17 protein-coding genes and 1 riboswitch are annotated in these 19,342 nt (G+C 64.0%); of the genes, 11 read left to right on the top strand and 6 right to left on the bottom strand.

The annotated features are described in order from the left end of the window. The first annotated feature begins 106 nt into the window (after positions 1–106). Positions 107–1,591, top strand: a complete 1,485-nt coding sequence (locus tag AB4M76_RS12665; RefSeq protein ID WP_368442237.1) for a DegQ family serine endoprotease — start codon at positions 107–109, stop codon at positions 1,589–1,591. A gap of 58 nt (positions 1,592–1,649) precedes the next feature. Here the strand turns inward: AB4M76_RS12665 and AB4M76_RS12660 are convergent, their stop codons facing one another. Next, positions 1,650–2,201: a peptidoglycan-binding protein gene (locus AB4M76_RS12660; RefSeq protein ID WP_368442236.1), complete on the bottom strand. Its 552-nt coding sequence runs from the start codon at positions 2,199–2,201 to the stop codon at positions 1,650–1,652. A gap of 169 nt (positions 2,202–2,370) precedes the next feature. On the opposite strand from AB4M76_RS12660, the gene AB4M76_RS12655 reads away from it, so the two are divergent. Then, on the top strand, positions 2,371–2,694 hold the full coding sequence (locus AB4M76_RS12655; protein ID WP_174860104.1) for a 2Fe-2S iron-sulfur cluster-binding protein: 324 nt from the start codon (positions 2,371–2,373) through the stop codon (positions 2,692–2,694). Positions 2,695–2,794: 100 nt separating this feature from the next. Here AB4M76_RS12655 and purD read toward each other — a convergent pair whose 3' ends face one another. Continuing rightward, on the bottom strand, positions 2,795–4,060 hold the full coding sequence (gene purD / locus AB4M76_RS12650) for a phosphoribosylamine--glycine ligase (RefSeq protein ID WP_368442235.1): 1,266 nt from the start codon (positions 4,058–4,060) through the stop codon (positions 2,795–2,797). 70 nt (positions 4,061–4,130) lie between these two features. On the opposite strand from purD, the gene xseA reads away from it, so the two are divergent. Further along, positions 4,131–5,741, top strand: a complete 1,611-nt coding sequence (gene xseA / locus AB4M76_RS12645) for an exodeoxyribonuclease VII large subunit (protein ID WP_368442234.1) — start codon at positions 4,131–4,133, stop codon at positions 5,739–5,741. A 4-nt stretch (positions 5,742–5,745) separates the two neighbouring features. On the opposite strand, the gene AB4M76_RS12640 is transcribed toward xseA, so the two are convergent. Both AB4M76_RS12640 and AB4M76_RS12635 read right to left on the bottom strand, forming a co-directional pair. After that, on the bottom strand, positions 5,746–6,135 hold the full coding sequence (locus AB4M76_RS12640) for a hypothetical protein (protein WP_368442233.1): 390 nt from the start codon (positions 6,133–6,135) through the stop codon (positions 5,746–5,748). 47 nt (positions 6,136–6,182) lie between these two features. Continuing rightward, the gene (locus tag AB4M76_RS12635; RefSeq protein WP_368442232.1) at positions 6,183–7,190 is read right to left on the bottom strand and encodes an alkane 1-monooxygenase; all 1,008 of its coding nucleotides are present in this window, start codon (positions 7,188–7,190) and stop codon (positions 6,183–6,185) included. Positions 7,191–7,391: 201 nt separating this feature from the next. Here AB4M76_RS12635 and AB4M76_RS12630 point away from each other — a divergent pair, with 201 nt between their 5' ends. Together AB4M76_RS12630 and ftsY are read left to right on the top strand one after the other, a co-directional pair. Continuing rightward, complete coding sequence (locus tag AB4M76_RS12630) at positions 7,392–9,104, top strand: NAD(P)H-dependent oxidoreductase subunit E (RefSeq protein ID WP_368442231.1); 1,713 nt, start codon at positions 7,392–7,394, stop codon at positions 9,102–9,104. Between the two features lie 95 nt (positions 9,105–9,199). Further along, a complete protein-coding gene (ftsY, locus tag AB4M76_RS12625) occupies positions 9,200–10,633 on the top strand; it encodes a signal recognition particle-docking protein FtsY (RefSeq protein WP_368442230.1) in 1,434 nt (477 codons plus the stop codon). A 29-nt stretch (positions 10,634–10,662) separates the two neighbouring features. On the opposite strand, the gene AB4M76_RS12620 is transcribed toward ftsY, so the two are convergent. Continuing rightward, entirely contained in the window at positions 10,663–11,148 is a 486-nt protein-coding gene (locus tag AB4M76_RS12620) for an MgtC/SapB family protein (protein WP_368442229.1), read from the bottom strand. A gap of 63 nt (positions 11,149–11,211) precedes the next feature. Between AB4M76_RS12620 and AB4M76_RS12615 the strand changes: the two genes are divergently transcribed. The 6 genes from AB4M76_RS12615 to AB4M76_RS12590 all read left to right on the top strand — a co-directional run bounded on the left by AB4M76_RS12615 (position 11,212) and on the right by AB4M76_RS12590 (position 17,261). After that, positions 11,212–12,114: a DMT family transporter gene (locus AB4M76_RS12615; RefSeq protein ID WP_368442228.1), complete on the top strand. Its 903-nt coding sequence runs from the start codon at positions 11,212–11,214 to the stop codon at positions 12,112–12,114. 10 nt (positions 12,115–12,124) lie between these two features. After that, complete coding sequence (locus AB4M76_RS12610) at positions 12,125–12,730, top strand: inner membrane-spanning protein YciB (protein WP_368442227.1); 606 nt, start codon at positions 12,125–12,127, stop codon at positions 12,728–12,730. A 59-nt stretch (positions 12,731–12,789) separates the two neighbouring features. Continuing rightward, a riboswitch (SAM riboswitch) is annotated at positions 12,790–12,866 on the top strand. Between the two features lie 64 nt (positions 12,867–12,930). Next, a complete protein-coding gene (gene metZ, locus AB4M76_RS12605; RefSeq protein ID WP_368442226.1) occupies positions 12,931–14,121 on the top strand; it encodes an O-succinylhomoserine sulfhydrylase in 1,191 nt (396 codons plus the stop codon). A gap of 77 nt (positions 14,122–14,198) precedes the next feature. Next, positions 14,199–15,290 (top strand): GTP cyclohydrolase FolE2, encoded by a 1,092-nt coding sequence (gene folE2 / locus AB4M76_RS12600; RefSeq protein ID WP_368442225.1) that lies wholly within the window; start codon positions 14,199–14,201, stop codon positions 15,288–15,290. Between the two features lie 191 nt (positions 15,291–15,481). Beyond that, entirely contained in the window at positions 15,482–15,730 is a 249-nt protein-coding gene (locus AB4M76_RS12595) for a hypothetical protein (protein ID WP_368442223.1), read from the top strand. Positions 15,731–15,812: 82 nt separating this feature from the next. Further along, positions 15,813–17,261, top strand: coding sequence for a TrkH family potassium uptake protein (locus AB4M76_RS12590; RefSeq protein WP_368442222.1), 1,449 nt, complete (start codon positions 15,813–15,815; stop codon positions 17,259–17,261). 70 nt (positions 17,262–17,331) lie between these two features. Here the strand turns inward: AB4M76_RS12590 and AB4M76_RS12585 are convergent, their stop codons facing one another. Beyond that, positions 17,332–19,242, bottom strand: coding sequence for a serine protease (locus tag AB4M76_RS12585; protein ID WP_368442221.1), 1,911 nt, complete (start codon positions 19,240–19,242; stop codon positions 17,332–17,334). Positions 19,243–19,342 lie beyond the last annotated feature (100 nt).

Here is a 19,342-nt window from a genome sequence, read left to right as displayed (position 1 = left end):
GCCGTTGAAATGCCCGTGATCGGCCCCATCTTTGCTGTTGCAGGCTTTCCTTTCGGAATGCACTCTGCCCAGGTTGGGAACAACAGGAATAATCAGGAGACGATGAATGCAGGCCCAGGCGGTTTCCCTGTCCAGAACAGCACAGAACACTCTTTGGATTCGAGCTATGGCGATGGGGGTGATGGCGCTGTCCCTGCTGATCCTGCAAGCGACCATGGCCTTGGCCAAACCCGAAAGCCTCGCCCCGCTGGCCGAAAAGATCAGCCCCTCGGTGGTTAATATCACCACCTCCACCGTGGTGGAGGGCCGCACCGGCCCGCAGGGCATCGTGCCCGAAGGCTCCCCCTTTGAGGATTTCTTTCGCGAGTTTCAGGACCGCAACAATGGCGAAGGCAATCGCCCGCGCCGCTCCTCGGCCTTGGGCTCCGGCTTTGTGATCTCGGAAGACGGCTATGTGGTCACCAACAATCACGTGATCGAAAGTGCCGATGAGATCACCATCGAATTTTTCTCCGGCGAGGAACTGGTTGCCAAGGTCATCGGCACCGACCCGAAAACCGACATCGCGCTGCTCAAGGTCGAAGCCGACAAGCCGCTGCCTTTCGTCTCCTTCGGGGACAGCAATGCCGCCCGAGTGGGTGACTGGGTGATCGCCATGGGCAACCCGCTGGGGCAGGGGTTTTCGGTTTCTGCGGGGATCGTCTCGGCCCGCAACCGGGCGCTGTCGGGCACCTATGATGATTACATCCAGACCGATGCCGCGATCAACCGGGGCAACTCGGGCGGGCCGCTGTTCAATATGGACGGCGAAGTCATTGGCGTGAACACCGCGATCCTGTCGCCCAATGGCGGCTCCATCGGGATCGGCTTTTCCATGGCGGCCAATGTGGTGACACGGGTGATCGACCAGCTCAAGGAATATGGCGAGACCCGGCGCGGTTGGCTCGGCGTGCGCATTCAGGATGTGACCGAGGATGTGGCCGACGCCATGGGGCTCAAGAATGCCGTCGGCGCCTTGATCACCGATGTGCCCGAGGGGCCCGCACGCGAAGCGGGGCTGAAAACCGGCGATGTGATCAAATCCTTCGATGGGGTTGAGGTCAAAGACACCCGCGCGCTGGTCCGTCAGGTGGGCAACAGCCCCGTCGGTGCCACCGTGCGCGTGACCGTCCTGCGCGACGGCAAAACCCAGACCATCAAAGTGGTGCTGGGCCGCCGTGAAGATGCAGACGGAACCGCGACCCCCGCGGCTCAGGACGATGCCGAAGACGAGGGCGCGGCAGAGCCGCAGTCGGTGTCCCTGATGGGGCTGACCCTGACCCCGCTGACCGATGAGCTGCGTGCTGAATTGGGCGCGGATGATGATATGGACGGGCTTGCGGTGACGGACGTCGATGAAACCTCGGAAGCCTTTGAAAAGGGGCTGCGCATGGGCGACATCATCACCGAAGCCGGCCAGCAAAAAGTGGCCAGCATCGGTGAATTGGAAGAGCGTATCACCGCCGCCAAAGACGCCGGGCGCAAGTCGCTGCTGCTTCTGGTGCGCCGGGGGGGGGACCCACGCTTCGTGGCGCTGTCCCTTGGCGAATAAGGCCAAGCACTCGGATTGAATGAAAGGGCGCCTTTGGGGCGCCCTTTTTGCTACCGGGTCAGCTTTCCGGCCGGGGCACTGCCACGAGGCCGAGCTCACGCGCGGTTTCAAGCGCCAGCACGCCGCTGTCCGGCCCGCGCTGCTTTTGGTAGCGCCGCACCGCCGCCCGGGTTGCGCCATCCATCTCGCCCGTGATCGGACCGCGATAGAAAGACCGCGCTTGCAACGCCCGTTGCAGGGATTTGTTGAACTCCGGCGTCAATACATCCGGGCAGGGCGTTTCGAACCAATTGTCGATCCGGGCACGGACGATCTCTTGCCTTGTATCTGTCTTATAGACCGGGGGTTTGGCGATGCTGCCATCGGGGTTTACCTTTGCCGGTTGCAACTGCACCTGTTCGGTGACCGTCTCAATAACCGCCGGGCTGACGGTGCGGCCCCAGCAACTGCCCGCCGCAGCACCTGCGGGGCCATTGCGGGTGGCCTCAAGCACCCCGGGTTCCGGGGCCGGGGCGGCGGGCGTCGCGGTCTCACAGGCCGCAAGGCCCGCGCAGGCCAGCAAAAGGGCCAGGCGGGGGATGGCTTTGAAGGGCGGATCGGGCTGTCTCATGCCTGCTCTTTCGGCTTTTGCCTTGGGGTTTGCGCGCCAGAGTAGCGGGACAAGGCAGCCTTGCCCACCGCTATGTCGCCTCAGCCACGCGGCGGGCGATTTGGGGGCTGGAACCACCTGCCATAGCCCGCTAAACAAGGCCGAACTTCTATAGCGAAAGGGCGTTTCAATGGCCAAAATCACCTATGTCGAACATTCCGGCACCGAGCATGTGGTCGAAGTCGCCAATGGCATGACGGTCATGGAAGGCGCGCGGGACAACAACATTCCGGGCATCGAGGCCGACTGTGGCGGCGCCTGTGCCTGCTCGACCTGTCATGTCTATGTGGACCCGGCGTGGACGGACAAGCTGCCCGCCAAAGATGACATGGAGGAGGACATGCTCGATTTCGCCTTTGAACCTGATCCCGAACGCTCGCGCCTGACCTGTCAGTTGAAGGTTACGGACGACTTGGACGGTCTGCGCGTGCAGATGCCGGAAAAGCAAATCTGACAGGCGTTACGCTGCGGCTTTCTGGCCCTGAGTGCCACAGAAGCCGCACCGGTCGGGCGAGGCGCGTCGCATTGCGACAGACGCCCCGGCCCCGGCTGATTCAGCTCAGGGCGCGCCAGCCGATATCGCGGCGGCAGAAGCCTTCGGGCCAATCGATCCCATCCACCATTGCATAGGCCCGCGCCTGCGCCTCGGCCAAGGTCGCGCCGCGGGCGGTGACATTCAGCACCCGCCCGCCGTTGGCGCGAATGGCCCCGTTGTTGGCCACGGTGCCGGCGTGGAAAACCATATTGGCGCTATCCTCGGGCAGATCCTTCAGCCCTTTGATCTCGCTTCCCTTTTCATAGGTCCCCGGGTAGCCTTCGGCGGCCATCACCACCGTCAGCGCGTGGTCTTCGGCCCAATGCACCTGCATATCGGCCAGCGCGCCTTTGGCGGCCGCCTGGATCAGGTCAAACGCCTGTGCGCCCAAACGCATCATCAGCACCTGACATTCCGGATCGCCAAAGCGCACGTTGTATTCGACCAAGCGCGGCACCCCGTCTTTGATCATCAGACCGGCATAGAGCACGCCCTGATAGGGCATCCCGCGCTTTGCCATTTCGGCCATGCAAGGGCGGATGATCTCTTCCAGCGCGCGTTCGGCGATTTCGTCGCTCAGCACCGGGGCGGGGGAATAGGCCCCCATGCCGCCGGTGTTGGGGCCGCTGTCGCCTTCGCCCACACGTTTGTGGTCCTGCGCCGTGCCGATGGGCAGGACGGTCTCGCCGTCGCAGAGCACGAAGAAGGACGCCTCTTCGCCCTCCATGAACTCTTCGATCACCACCTCGGCACCGGCCTCGCCAAAGGCCCCGTCGAACATTTCATCGACAGCGGCCAGTGCTTCATCGTTGGTCATCGCGATGATGACGCCCTTGCCCGCGGCCAGACCATCGGCCTTGATCACGATCGGCGCGCCCTGCTGCGCGACATAGGCGCGGGCGCTCTCGGCGTCGGTGAAATGGCCATAGGCGGCGGTGGGGGCATTGCAGGCGTCGCAGATTTCCTTGGTGAAGGCTTTGGAGGCTTCCAGCGCGGCGGCCGCTTTGGAGGGGCCGAAGACATCGAAGCCCGCCGCCCGCAGATCATCGCCCACACCCGCGGCCAAGGGCGCTTCGGGGCCGATGATGACAAAATCGATGTTGTTGCTTTCGCAAAAAGCCACCACCGCCGCGCCGTCCATAATGTCGAGCTTGGCACATTGCGCGATGGCCGCGATCCCGGCATTGCCGGGCGCCACGATCAGCTTGTCGCATTTGGGGTTCTGCATGACCGCCCAAGCGAGAGAATGTTCCCGCCCACCGCTGCCGAGGATCAGGATATTCATGGCGCGCACTCCCTTGGCCTTCGTTTGCGGGCGTTCTAAGTTGGGGGTCGCATAAACACAAGGACTCCTCATGGATCTGTTCGACGACCCTGCCGCCGCCGGGAACAGCCCCGAATTCACCGTGACCGAGCTTTCGGGCGCGATCAAACGGGTGATCGAGGGCGAGTTCGGGCACGTACGCATCCGGGGCGAGGTGGGCCGGGTGAGCCGTCCGCGTTCAGGCCATATTTATCTTGACCTGAAAGACGACCGTTCGGTGATCTCGGGCGTGATCTGGAAAGGCGTATCGAGCAGGCTCGACACCCAGCCGGAAGAGGGGATGGAGGTGATCGCCACCGGGCGCATCACCACCTTTGGCGGGCAGTCGAAATACCAGATCGTCATCGAGGATATCAAACCGGCGGGCATGGGCGCGCTGATGGCGCTGTTGGAGAAACGCAAGGCGGCGCTGGCGGCAGAGGGGCTTTTCGCGCCCGAACGCAAGCGCCCGCTGCCCTATCTGCCCGAGGTCATCGGCGTCGTGACCTCGCCCTCGGGAGCGGTGATTCGGGATATCCTGCACCGGCTGCGCGACCGGTTCCCGCGCAAGGTCTTGATCTGGCCGGTCGCGGTTCAGGGGGCGAAATGCGCGCCAGAGGTGGTGCGCGCCATCGAAGGGTTCAACCGTCTGACCCCCGGCGGCGCATTGCCTCGGCCGCAATTGCTGATCGTGGCGCGGGGCGGTGGCTCGGTCGAAGACCTCTGGGGGTTCAACGAAGAGACCGTCGCCCGTGCGGCGGCGGCTTCCGACATCCCGCTGATTTCGGCTGTGGGCCATGAGACGGACACAACGCTGATCGATTTCGTCTCCGACAAACGCGCGCCGACCCCGACAGCGGCGGCGGAACTGGCGGTTCCGGTGCGGCATGAGCTGGCGGCCTGGCTGGAAGGGCAGGGCGCGCGGATGCGGCAGGCGTTGAGCCAAGGGCTGACGCAGCGTGGTCAGCGGATGCGGGATCTGGCGCGGGCTCTGCCACGGGCGGAGACATTGACCGAGGGGGCTTGGCAGCGGTTTGACCGCGCGAGCGAGAAACTGGGGCCGGCCCTCATCGCAGGCGTCCAAGGCCGCCGCGTGACGCTGGCCGATATGTCCGGTTCCCTGCGGCCCGGCACCCTGCGCCGCCATCTGGAGGCTGATCGCCAACGTCTTGCCCAGCTTTCTGCAAGGCTCGCCCCCGCATGGCAGCGCAGCCTCGCGGGGCAGCGTGAAAGGCTCGGCGCCCGGATCGACCGGTTTCATCCCGAGGTGCTACAGCGCCAGATCCAGCGCCGCCGGGAGCGGCTTTTGGACCGCACGCAAACCTTCCGCCCGGAGGTCTTGCTGCGCGAGCTTTCCCGGCAAGACCAGCGGTTGGCGGAGGTGCTGGCCCGACTGGCGCGCGCAGGGCGCGCCGATCAGGACCGCCGCCGCCGCCAGATCGACGCATTGGGCCGCACGCTGGGCACGCTTGGCTACCGCGAAACGCTAGCCCGCGGTTTCGCCGTGGTGCGTGGCGATGGTAAGGTGGTGACGTCTTCAACGGCGGCCAAGGCGGCGGGCAGTCTTGAGATTGAATTTGCCGATGGCCGTCTGACCCTTGACGGCAAAGCACGCACCACCCCGAAGCCGAAGACACCGCCAGATCAGGGTTCGCTCTTGTAAGACCTCAAACGCCGACCTTGGGCCCCAGACATAAAAGCGGGGCACTGCCCTTGTCGGCCTCATAAAGCTCGGTCTGTCCGGGGTCATTCGCAAAGCGGGCGATCAGCCCGTTGGGGCCTTTGGCAAAGCTCCAGCACTGCGGTTCGGGGTTGTCCTCATAGACGAAACAGATCAGCCCGTCGGCCTCATACCAGTGGCCTTCCTTGCAATGCCCGTCGAGGAAAGACCACTGCACGCGCCGATCCTCGTGGTAGATTTCCGCCCCATAAGGCGCGCCGCCCTGCGCGTAATAGAGCGTTTGGCCACGGGTGTAGGCGTCAAACTCTGCCGCCGACATTTCAGCCGCGGCGGGCAGGGGAAGCATCAGGCAAAACAAGTACAGGACATGTCGCATGGGCCCAGCCTGCCAGAAACGGCGGCTTGGCGCTAGAACTATGGCATTCAGAGCTTTTCCCAGCGGTCCACCCGCCGATCCATAACCCGGTGCCACAGGGGCGGCAGCAGCGCGATCGCGGCCATGATGGGCAGGGAATAGGGCAGCTTGGGCATAGTGTCGGTGACCTCCAGCGCCGGAAAGGCGCGGGCCGGGCGCAGGTGGTGATCCGAATGGCGCGGCGCGTTCAGCATCATCGCCGAGGAATACCATTTCGGCGCATTCCAACTGTGCTGCGGGCCGATGGGCTCATAGCGCCCGTCCGGGCGCCGCTGGCGCCGCAGCCCGTAGTGTTGCACATAATCGGACAGCAGCAGTTGCATCTGGGCATAGGCGACAAGGCCAAGATAGGCAGCCAGTGCCGCCCCGCCGCCGAGTGCAGCTGCGCAGAGCAGCGCAAGCGCGCCGCCTGCCAGATAGGCCACATAGGGGTGGCTCAGGCGGGACCGTCTGCGCCCTGCGCGGCGACGCTGTGCGGTATCCGCCCGCCATCCGGCGCGAAACTCGCCCAGAGCGGCCCGCCCCCAGAACCGCCAGAACCCGACGCCGCGCGGGGCGGAGTTTGGGTCTTCCGGCGTGGCCACAGCGGGGTGATGCACCCGCAGATGGGCCGACACATGATGCCCATGCAGCAAGGAGATATAGACCGCGGTGCCGATGCGGCGGGGCATGCGTTGGCCCGCGTGGATCAACTCATGCGCGTTGGAATTGCTGACCTGCCCCAGAAACAGCCCCAGAGCCGCAAAGATCAAGGCCCGGTCCCATCCGTCCAGATGCGCTGCCGCGCCGATCGCCCAGACCCCCAGCGGCAGAAGGATGAAATGCGCGGCGGCCAGGGTTAGGGTCAGCCCGCGCCCCGCGCTCGCAGAGAGCGCCAGCCCCCGCCCGAGCCGGTCCATAAAGGTGACATGACCGGTGATCGACAGCAGCGCCAAAAGCGGCCAGACCCCGCCCCAGAGGCAGGCCAGCGCGATCAATAGGGCGGGGGTCAGGCTGGCGGTGGCATACCAAAACATCTGCGTTCCTTGCGCGGTTCGCGCTATAGTGACGCGGGGCCGCGCAAAGTGAAAGCCAATGCGGGGGCGTGTATTCCCTATCTTCTCCACCGCCGAGCGGGGCGCGCGCAACTCAAACATGCCACTAAATGTCGTTTTTTGATCGCCGCCTCGGGCATGGATGGGCTAGACAGGGCGCGAAGCGAGATAGCGGGGGGAAATATGGCGCTGGACGGGCAAGGTAATGCGGCTGGGAAAGACCCGCAAAAAGGGGTTTGGAAATCTGGCAAGGGCAAAGGGCGTCACCACCCCAAGGGCCGCCAGTTGCAAGATGCCGCCTGGGCCGAGGTCCGGGCGCTTTTGGGCGATGGGCCGCACCGCCGCGACCTGCTGATCGAATATCTACACCTTATTCAGGACCGCTTTGGCCATCTCTCCGCCGCGCATCTGCGGGCGCTGGCCGAGGAGCTGCGCCTCTCTATGGCCGAGGTCTATGAGGTCGCCAGTTTCTACGCCCATTTCGACGTGGTGAAAGAGGGGGAAACCCCGCCGCCGGCGCTCACCATACGGGTCTGCGATTCGCTGTCTTGTGAACTGGCCGGGGCGCAGGCCTTAAAAACCGCGCTGGAAGATGGGTTGGACCCCACCGTGGTGCGCGTGCTGCGCGCGCCCTGCATGGGGCGCTGTGATACCGCGCCGGTGCTGGAACTGGGGCATAACCATATCGACCACGCGACCGTGGAAAAGGTGCAGGCGGCCGTTGCCGCAGGCGAGACCCACGCGCATCTGCCAGAATACGAGACCTATGAAAACTACGCGAAAGCAGGCGGTTACGAGGCGCTGCTAAAGCTGCGTGAGGGCGGGGATTGGGAGGCGGTGCAAGCCCAACTCCTCGACGCGGGGCTGCGCGGGTTGGGCGGCGCGGGTTTCCCCTCGGGCAAGAAATGGGGCTTTGTGCGCGCCAACCCGGGGCCGCGGTATCTGGCGGTGAACGGGGATGAGGGCGAGCCGGGGACGTTCAAGGACCGCTGGTATCTGGAGCGCACACCGCATCTTTTCTTGGAGGGCATGTTGATCGCCGCCTGGGCGGTCGAGGCCGAGCGCGTCTTTCTTTACATGCGCGACGAATATCCCGCGGTGCTGGAAATCCTGCGGCGCGAGATTGCGGCCCTGGAAGCGGCGGGTCTGATCGCGCCGGGCTATGTCGAGCTGCGGCGCGGGGCGGGGGCCTATATCTGCGGCGAAGAAAGCGCCATGATCGAAAGCATCGAAGGCAAACGCGGCCTGCCGCGCCACCGTCCGCCCTATGTGGCGCAGGTGGGGGTCTTTGGCCAGCCGACGCTGGTGCATAATGTCGAAACCCTGCATTGGGTCGCGCGCATCTGCCGCGAGGGGCCGCAGGTGCTGAACGCGACCGAAAAGAACGGGCGCCGCGGGCTGCGCAGCTATTCGGTCTCGGGTCGGGTGGCCAAGCCGGGCATGTATCTCTTGCCCGCAGGCTCCACGATCACCGACATTATCGACGCCGCAGGGGGCATGGCCGCGGGGCATCGCTTCAAAGCCTATCAGCCGGGCGGGCCGTCTTCGGGGCTGCTGCCCGCGTCGATGGCTGACATTCCGCTCGATTTCGACACGCTACAGCCGCATGGCTCCTTTATCGGGTCGGCGGCGGTGGTTGTGCTGTCAGACCAAGACAGCGCGCGGGCGGCGGCGCTCAACATGCTGCGGTTCTTTGAGGATGAAAGCTGTGGGCAATGCACCCCTTGCCGGGTCGGCTGTGAAAAGGCGGTAAAGCTGATGCAGGCCGACCAGTGGGATCAGGGGCTGCTTGAGGAATTGTCCACCGCGATGGTCGATGCCTCGATCTGTGGGCTGGGGCAGGCGGCGCCGAACCCGATCCGCATGGTCATCAAGCATTTTCCCGAGGAAATCTGAACCGGCAGGCAGCGACAACGGTTTCTATTGGCATAGGGCGCTCTTCCATCTGGCAGAGCGAGCCTATAGATCATGTGGAAACAAGGGAGGCGCCCATGGCATTCTTCACAAAGCTAAAAGATCGTTTGTTCAAATCCTCGTCCAAGATCGACGAGGGGCTGGAGGCGATCGTCAGCGACGGCGGCGCGCCGGAGGCCGAGCCCGAGGTGGCGCCGGTGGATGCGGTGATGGACGCGCCGGGCGTCGCGTCGGATGTGATGCCGGACCGTCAGGAAGACAGTGGCCCGATGCTGGCCGCAGAGCGTGCGGCGCAGCCCGATCCGCAGCCGAGCCCGGAGCCTGTGCCGCAACCGGGGCCACAGCCCGATCCCGGCCAGCCCGAGCCCAGGCCGGAGCTGCCTGATCCGGAGCCAACCCCGGAGCCTCAAGAGCTACCACAAGACCCTGAACCGACCCCGGAGCCTGAGCCGATCCCGCCGGTTCCTGACCCCGAACCGGTGCCAGAGCCTGACCCGGTGCCGCCGGTGCGCGACCCTGGCCCCGCGCCCACGCCCGTTGAGATGCCCCAGCCCGGCGGGCTGCGGCAGGCCATGACCCCGGTCGCCCCGGATCTGACGGAAGAAACGTCAGAACCCGTGGCCGCCAAACCGGGGCTGCTGGGCCGTCTGATGGGGCGGTCGGCCAAACCTGCGGTGCGGCGGGTCTTGGATGATGACATGTTGGAGCAGCTCGAAGAACTGCTCATCAGCGCCGATATGGGCGTCGATACGGCCCTGCGGGTGACGGCGAATATGGCCGAGGGGCGCTTTGGCAAGAAGCTCTCGGTGGAAGAGATCAAGCAACTGCTCGCCACCGAGGTGGGGCGCATCATGGAGCCGGTGGCCCGCCCGCTGCCGATCTATGCCAAGACGCCGCAGGTGGTCTTGGTGGTCGGCGTCAACGGCTCGGGCAAGACCACGACCATCGGCAAACTTGCCTCGCAATTCCGCGCGGCGGGCAAGAAGGTGGTCATTGCCGCAGGCGATACCTTTCGCGCAGCCGCGGTGGAGCAATTGCAGGTCTGGGGCGAGCGTGCGGGCGTGCCGGTGCTGACCGCCGCACAGGGCAGTGACCCGGCGAGCCTTGCCTATGACGCCATGGGCCGCGCGCAGGAAGAGGGCGCCGATCTGCTGCTGATCGACACCGCAGGCCGCTTGCAGAACCGCGGCGATCTGATGGAGGAACTGGCCAAGATCGTCCGCGTGATCCGCAAGAAAGACGAGACCGCGCCGCATAATACCCTGTTGGTCCTCGACGCCACCACCGGGCAGAATGCGGTGAACCAGGTGAAGGTTTTCCAAGAGATTTCTGATGTGAGCGGTCTGGTGATGACCAAGCTTGACGGCACCGCCAAAGGGGGGGTGCTGGTGGCGCTCGCGGACCAGTTCGGCCTGCCCATTCATGCCGTGGGCGTGGGCGAGCAGATCGACGATCTCTCCCCCTTTGACCCACAGGAATTTGCCGCCGCTCTGGTGGGCGTGGATGCCTGACAATCTCGCCCCTTGCGCGGCGGCCCGCCTCAATCGTGGGTGCCCAGTTTCTTTTCCACTTTCCGCAGAACGGCCAGCACAGTGACCACCACAAGGGCCGTGAGACAGGCCAGCAAGATCTGCCCTGCGCCGCAGGAGAGGCCAATCGCCCCGGCAAGCCACATCGAGGCCCCCGTGGTGATGTTGCGCACCTCGCCGTTGGAGGTGAAGATGATCCCCGCCGCCAGAAAGGCCACGCCAGCGGTTACGGCTTCGATCAGACGCAGGGGATCAAACCGCATCTGGTCGCCGTCACCGAACTCCAGACTGCCCAATTCCTGCCCGATGATGATGAACAGACAGGCCGCGATGGCCACCATGATATGGGTGCGCAGCCCCGCCGGTTTGTCCCGCCGCTCCCGCTCATATCCGACGACCCCCGCGAGGAAGGCCGCCATAAGCAACCGCGCGGCGGCGACGGTGACAGGTACTTTTGAAAAGCTATTGGTGAGATCAGCGATCAGAGCTTCAAACATGGAAATTCCGTGGATTGAGAAGACTTTGAAGAGTAAACTGCCCGTAGCCGGGGTGGTTCCGCAATGACGGAATGGCTGTTGTCGATCGAAGGCACGCCGGCAGGTCATACAGCGGCGCTTTGGCTGGCGCTGTCGGCGGCGTTTCTCCACGCGGTTTTCGGCGCTTTGCAGAAAGGGCGGCATGATCCCTGGCTCACCCGGGGGGCGATTGATGCCTCCTATGGCGTCATGGCGGCACCCTTTGCGCTTTTCGTCGTGCCATGGCCCGAGCCGCATATGTGGGTGATCTTCCTCGGCGCCTTTGTCATTCACGTCTTCTACAAGCTGTTGCAGGCATGGGCCTATACCAAGGGCGCCTATACGGTCGTCTATCCGGTCGTGCGCGGCACTGGCCCGCTTTTTGCGGTGGTCGGCGCCTATCTGATCTTTGGCGAGAAGTTCAACGTCGTCCAATGGCTGGGCGTCGGCGTGTTGCTGAGCGGGATTTTCGGGTTGGCGATCTATAATCTGCGCAACCTCGTCACCGCGCGTGATACGCTACATGCCGCCCTTGGCCTTGCGGTGCTCACGGGCTTGTTCGTGGCGCTTTACACCACATATGACGCATATGGTATTCGCGCCACGGCGGATCCTTTCACCTTCCTCGCGTGGTTTTTCATGATCGACGGGTTGGTGATGCCGGTGATCGCTTGGCGGCGCTGGCATAGGATGCAGAACCCGCCCGAGGTCGCGCCGCTGATGCTGCGCGGTTTCATCGGCGGGATCATCGCTTTCGCCAGTTTCGGGTCGGTGATGCTGGCCACGCGGCTGGACAAGGTGGGCGAGGCGGCGGTGCTGCGCGAGACCTCGACCGTCTTTGCCGCGCTGATCGGGGTGGTGGTGCTGAAAGAAACCGTCGGCCCGCGCCGCATCGCGCTGATGGCGCTGATCGCGGCCGGGGCGGTGATTGTAGAAATGGGCGGCTGAAGGAGCAGGCATGTCAGAACCAAGAGAGATCAACCCAATGCTGCGCGCAGGGCTGGAATATGGGCCGGTGCTGGCCTTCCTCGTCGCCTATCTGTGGCTGAAGGATAACAGCTATAGTTTCGGGGGCACGCAATACGACGGGTTCATCGTGGTCACGGCGATGTTCGTGCCGCTCTTGGTGCTGGCCACCGGTGCGCTTTGGGCGCTCACGGGCAAGATCAGCCGCATGCAGGTGGCGACGGTGGTGCTGGTCGTGATCTTTGGCGGGCTGTCGGTCTGGCTCAACGATGACCGTTTCTTCAAGATGAAGCCGACGCTGATCTATCTGCTCTTCGGTGGCCTGCTGGCGGTCGGTCTGCTGCGCGGGCAGTCCTATCTGAAATACGTCATGGAAGAGATGATGCCCCTGCAAGACGCAGGCTGGATGCTGCTGACCAAACGGTTGATGATTTTCTTCTTCGGTCTGGCGCTGGCGAATGAGCTGATCTGGCGGTTCTTCTCGACCGACACTTGGGTCTATTTCAAAACCTTCGGCCTGACGGCGGCGATTTTCGTTTTCTTCATGGCGCAGGGCAAACTCTTCGAAGCCTATGGCGAGAAGAAAGACCAAAGCTGACGCGGCAAAATCGCTCTGTCCGCAGCGAAGTTGTTGACCTGCACCGCGCCGCGGCGTAATCCACGCCGCGTGGCGATTTGTTACCGGATTGTGGGCCACGTAAAACATGCCGCTAAAAGGTCAGGATGAAAGACCCCTTTCGCTTGGCCGCGTCTGGGGTTTTTTATTGCCCGCAAGGTCGGGCCCAAAGGGATGATGATATGAGCAATGACCGGCACCCGCGCACCCAAGCGATCCACGCAGGCACCCGCCGCAGCCAATATGGCGAAGTGAGCGAGGCGATCTTTCTGACCCAGGGCTTTGTCTATGACAGCGCGGAACAGGCCGCGGCCCGGTTTGAAGAGATCGGCCCGGATGAGTTCATCTATGCCCGCTATGGCAACCCCACTGTCGCGATGTTCGAAGAACGTATCGCGGCGCTGGAGGGGGCCGAGGACGCTTTCGCAACCGCCAGCGGCATGGCCGCGGTCTCCGGCGCGCTGATCTCACTGCTGAAAGCCGGCGATCATGTGGTCTCGGCGCGCGCGCTCTTTGGCTCTTGTATCTACGTGCTGGAGGAAATTCTGGGCCGCTACGGGGTCGAGGTGACCTTTGTGGACGGCAGCGACCTCGGCGCTTGGCAGGCTGCGATCCGCGACGAGACCCGCGCCGTCTTTTTCGAATCCGTCGCCAACCCGACGCTAGAGGTGATCGACATCGAAGCGGTGGCCGAACTGGCCCATGCCAAGGGCGCGCTGGTGCTGGTCGACAATGTCTTCGCCACGCCGGTCTTCTCCCGCGCGATCTCTCAGGGGGCGGATGTGGTGATCTATTCGGCGACCAAACATATCGACGGGCAGGGGCGTGCCCTGGGCGGTGTGGTGCTCGGCAGCCGCGATTTCATCCGCGGCACGTTGGAGCCCTATATGAAACACACCGGCGGCGCGATGAGCCCCTTCACCGCCTGGATCATGCTGAAAGGGTTGGAGACCATCGACCTGCGTGTCCGGGCCCAGGCCGCCAGCGCGCAGGCATTGGCGGAAGCGCTCGACGGCCATGACGCTTTGGCGCGCGTGATCTACCCCGGTCTGCCGGGGCATCCGCAAAACGCGCTGGCCCGGCAGCAGATGGGGGCTGGCGGCACGGTTCTGTCCATTGACCTCAAAGGCGGCAAAGCGGCGGCCTTTGCCTTTTTGAACGCGCTCAAGGTCGGGATCATCTCGAACAATCTGGGCGATGCCAAGACCATCCTGACCCATCCCGCGACCACGACCCACCAGCGTTTGCCGCAGGAAACCAAGGACTTGCTGGGCATTACCCCGGGGTTGGTCCGGGTCAGCGTTGGGCTGGAACATGTCGACGATCTGAGCGCCGATCTGTCCCAAGCCTTGGCGGCGGCGGCGCAGGCCTGACCCGAAGTGTCGCAGCCGCAGTGGCATTTCCGGTCCAAGCGTCATACATTGGGCGGGAAAGACCGGAGGGGCGCGCAATGAACATCGCGACAGAGGTGCCTGAGACACCCGACCGAGACGCGGCCGAGGCCGCGCTCAACACCCTGCGCGCCTGGGCCAAGACGGCAGGCCCGGGCGAGCTTGCCGCGCTTGACCCGGCTCTGGCCCGGATGCTCACCCCCGCCGACTACCCCTCGCTCAGCCGCGCTTATCCAACGGATTTCACCGCCGGGGCCAATTACATGGCCACCCTGCCGGACCTGCAAAACGGCCCGGCCAGCCTGATCCGCGGCGCCCAGCAGTTGATCCAACATGTGGGCATTTCCAACTTCCGCCTGCCGATCCGCTACCGCAGCCGTGAAGGCGGGGATTTGCAGCTGGAGACCTCGGTCACCGGTTCGGTCTCGCTCGATGCCGAGAAGAAGGGCATCAACATGTCCCGGATCATGCGCAGCTTTTACCGCCATGCCGAGGCGACCTTTAGCTTTGACGTCATCGAAGCGGCGCTGGACGATTACAAGGCCGACCTCGAAAGCCTCGACGCCCGGATCCAGATGCGCTTTTCCTTCCCGATGAAGATCGGCAGCCTGCGCTCGGGCCTGACCGGTTACCAATATTACGACATCGCGCTGGAACTGGTCGAACAGGGGGGCAACCGCAAGAAGCTCATTCACCTCGATTACGTCTATTCCAGCACCTGCCCCTGTTCGCTGGAACTCTCTGAACACGCCCGGCAGACCCGCCAGCAGCTTGCGACCCCGCATTCTCAACGGTCCGTGGCGCGGATCTCGGTGGAGACTTTGGAGGCGGGCGACTGTCTCTGGTTCGAAGACCTCATCGACCTCTGCCGCAGGGCGGTGCCGACCGAGACGCAGGTGATGGTGAAGCGCGAAGACGAACAGGCTTTTGCCGAGCTGAACGCCGCCAACCCGATCTTTGTCGAAGACGCCGCGCGCCTGTTCTGCGAGCAACTGCTGGCCGAAGACCGCGTCGGCGATTTTCGCATCGTCGCCAGCCATCAGGAAAGCCTGCACAGCCATGACGCGATCAGCATCCTGACCCAGGGCGAAACTTTCGCGGCCGAGAGCATCGACCCGAAACTCTTCAACACGCTCTTCCACGTCGGCTGACCCGCGCGCGCCTCCTTTTTGGCCGGAAATACTTCGGGGACAGGCGGGCTGGCCCCCCGGCAGGGGGGGTGTGAACGCGCCATAGCCCTGCAAGCCACGCCCAGCCGCTATGCAGAAACGTCGGTTCTGCTGCGGTGCAGCATTGCCTATCTAAGGGTCATCGAAACACCCTGAATTGCAAAGGCAATCAAATGACCTACCAGAGCACTGCTCACCCCGCCCACACCGTCTCGCTGACCGATACCCTGCGCCGCGCGGCTGCTGGTTTGCGCCGCTTCTTTGCTGGGGTCGGTCATGGCATCATGCTGGGCTCGACCGCGCATCATCGCTATGATCAGGTCCAGCGCCTGCAAGCCAAGAGCGATGCCGAACTGGCCGAGCTTGGTATCGAGCGCGACCAGATCGTCCACCACGTCTTCAAAGACCTCTACTACATCTAAACCTGCCACGGGTGCCGGGCAAATCACGTCCTGCACCCGTCGCCGCTTGACAGCGGCTCGCGGCCAAGCCAACGCTGCGCGAATGTTGGATATACGACCTGTCGGATATGTCGTGGGCCTTTTGGTGGCCGTGCTGGGCTTTGCCATGATCGTGCCGATCCTCGTTGATCTGGCCGAGGGACGGGGCCAATGGTGGGTCTTTGTCGAAAGCGCTGTCATCACCATGCTCAGCGGCGGTATGATCGCGCTGGCCTGCGCCAATGGCGTACGCCAAGGGCTGACCATCCAACAGACATTCATGCTCACCACCGGCGTCTGGTTGATGCTGCCGCTCTTTGGGGCGCTTCCCTTTGTGCTTGGCGCGACCGACGCCAGTATGACCGACGCGGTCTTTGAGGCCATGTCGGGGCTGACCACCACCGGGTCGACCGTGCTGACAGGGCTGGACGCATTGCCCAAAGGTCTGCTGATCTGGCGGGGCATCCTGCAATGGCTCGGCGGGATCGGGATCATCGTTGTGGCCATGGTGTTCCTGCCTGAACTGCGCGTCGGCGGGATGCAGATTTTCAAATCCGAGTCCTTTGACACCTTTGGCAAGATCCTCCCCCGCGCGGGTCAGATCGCCACCCAGATCTCGGTGATCTATGTCTGGCTGACCCTCGCCTGTGTGCTGAGCTACCTCGCTCTGGGCATGAGCACTTTCGACGCCACGGTCCACGCGCTGACCACCGTATCCACCGGCGGTTTTTCCAATTACGATGCGTCCTTTGCCACATTTTCCGGCCCGGCAGAATATGTCGCCAGCCTGTTTATGATCCTCGCGGCGCTTCCCTTCGTGCGGTATGTGCAGCTGATCAACGGCAACCCCGTCGCCCTGCACCGCGACCCGCAGGTGCGCGGTTTTCTCGTGACCTTGGCGGTGCTCGTCGGCGTGGGCTTCGTGCTGCTGCGCGGGGTCTTTAGCTATGACGCGGAACGGATGCTGCGGGAGGCGCTCTTTAACATCACCTCGATCATCTCCGGCACCGGCTATGCCTCGGCCGACTATATGACATGGGGGCCCTTTGCCGTGGCCCTGTTCTTTTTCATCGGTCTGATCGGCGGCTGCGCGGGCTCGACCACCTGTTCGATCAAGATCTTCCGCTACCAGTTGCTCTTTGCCTCGATCCGGGCGCAGCTCCGCCGCATCCGCTCTCCGCATGGGGTCTTTACACCGCGCTACGATGGCCGCCCGGTGGGGGGGGATGTTCTGAGCTCGGTGATGTCTTTCTTCATGTTTTTCATCGTGTCCCTCGGGCTGATCTCGGTGGCGCTGAGCCTCACCGGGCTCGATTTCGTCACCTCGATCTCCGGCGCGTCAGCAGCGCTGGCGAATATCGGCCCGGGCCTTGGCTCGATCATCGGGCCGGCGGGCAATTTCGGCAGTCTCAACGACACCGCGAAATGGATATTGATTGTTGCCATGCTGATCGGGCGGCTGGAGCTTCTGGCGGTCTATGTCATGTTCACCGCGAAATTCTGGCGCGCCTGACGCGGCGGCCATGAAAAAGGGGCGGCACCCATGATGCCGCCCCTTTGTCTGTCCTAGCCTTGAGCGGGGATCACTCCCAGCAGCTGACCAGCACCGTCATGCCCTGCGCCTGCACCGTAAGATCACGCGGCGCGATGGCGCTGCCGCTGTTGGAGGCCGTGGCGATGCTCACCCCGGCCTCTTGCGCCGCGTTGCGGATGGCCGCCGCGTCCAGCGCAAAACTGACATTGGCCGGAAGCTTGCGGTCGCCCTCCGCGCGGGGAAGCAGCATGCCGACGATATGGCCTTTCTCGTCAAAGACCGGGCCGCCCGCATCGCCGGGTTGGGCCTTCAGCTCCAGCCGCTTCAGCCTTTCCTCGCCGTTCAGCCCTTTGAGGTCCGACAGGGTGCCGAAGGTCAGCGTCGCCGCGCTCAGCACACCGCCATAGGAATAGCCCGCGACCGAGACTTCAGACTGCAAACGCGGTGCTTGCGTGCTGAACTGCGCCACCGCCAAAGGGGCCAGCGTGCTGGCGGGTTGCAACAGGGCGATGCCGCTGTCCTTGTCCGAGACCAGAACCTGCGCTTCGGTATCTTCGTCCAGCGTCACGCGGGTGCAGGCGCCTACGACTTCGTTGGTGGTGGCGACGGTGCCCTGGTCATCGACAAAAAAACCACTGCGGGCAATCTTGGGCTGGCGGATTTGCAGCCCCGCGACAAGGTCAATCGCCTGCGCATCAGGGGTGCCGGCAGCCGGGTCCAGCACGCCGGGCAGGCGGGTCAGGCTCTTCGACATTTCCGCCACCACACGGCGGCGGCGATCTTCGTCACCGGCGGGCCAGATCAGGGTAAAGCCCTTGATCTGCCCGTCTTCCAGCGAGACCTGCGTCTGGCTGACGATGCTGCCATTCTCGCCGATCAGTTCAAAGGAGTCGCGCCCCCGGTCCCTTGGGCCTTCCAAAGGCACGATTTCGAGCGTCTGCATGATGTCATAAAGCCCATAGAGCGTATCGCGGTCGCCCGGCTGGCTGATCAGCAGCACCCGCGCGCCGAGATTCCCGTTGGCATCGTAATGGGCAAAGGGCGGCTCATAGCGGGCGAAGGCGACTTCGGCGGTGGGCATCATGATTTCGATCCCGGCCTTGTCATCGCGCACGCGCTCCATCCCCAGCCCATCGAGCACGGCGTTATACTGCGCCAGCAGCGCGGCCCGCTGGCGCGTGGTGAGCACGCCGGTGCCGTCATAGCCATTGGCTTCCTGCCAGGCGCGCATGGAGCCGCGCGTCCCCCGGCCAAAGGCCCCGTCGATGCCTGCGTCATAGTAGCCGGCCCATTTCAGAGCGATCTGCAAGGCGCGGCGTTCCTCGCCGTTCAGCGCGCGCTCGGACTGGCGCGCTTCGGCGAGGGTTTCTTCGGGGATCACGGGCGCGGAGGGGACTTCGGCCTCGGCCTCTGTCTGACCCTCCTCATTGATGGCGGCTTCAAGTTCCGCCGTCAGTTCCGCGACCTCGGCGTCGTTTGCGGCGGTGTCATTCGGGCCTGCCGGCGCGAGGGGCTCTGTGGTCACTTCGGGGGTTTCGCTTCCCGATGCGGCTTCCTCGGCGGGGCTGTCGCCCAGGGTTGCAGGCGCGTCGATCACGCCGGTCTCAAGCACATTGGCCCCAACCGGCCAGAATTGCTGGCGAAAGCGCGAGGATTGCTGGAGGAAAGCATCCCGCGGCACCAGACCATCGCGGACATAGCTGCGGCGCACCAATTGCGCATCGGCGCGACGGTAAGGGCCAACCGCGATACCGTACCAGCCGCCCCCCAGAGAGAAGCCACTTACATCATCCAGCAGCGCATCATAGGCCCGCGCGCGCTCGGTGGCCTCGGCCAAAGACGGCAATGCCTCGATCTGCACCCATAGGATATCCTCGTCCGATTGGGCCCGGGCGAACCCCGTCATAAGCAGGCTCAGACCTAGGAAGATTGCCACGGGGGCAAAAAGAAGTCGCTTCATCGTCACTCAACTCTCGCAAAACCAAATCCGGGGCAGACTACGCTGGAAAGCAGCGCAAATACCATGAGAAACGGGCCGAGAAACTCACAAAGCTGCGATT

Origin of the sequence: Sulfitobacter sp. PS-8MA (assembly GCF_040933935.1) — a bacterium.
Classification (GTDB): Bacteria; Pseudomonadota; Alphaproteobacteria; order Rhodobacterales; family Rhodobacteraceae; genus Sulfitobacter.
The sequence above is the reverse complement of the archived record's forward strand: the minus strand, read 5'-3'. Positions and strand labels throughout refer to the sequence as shown.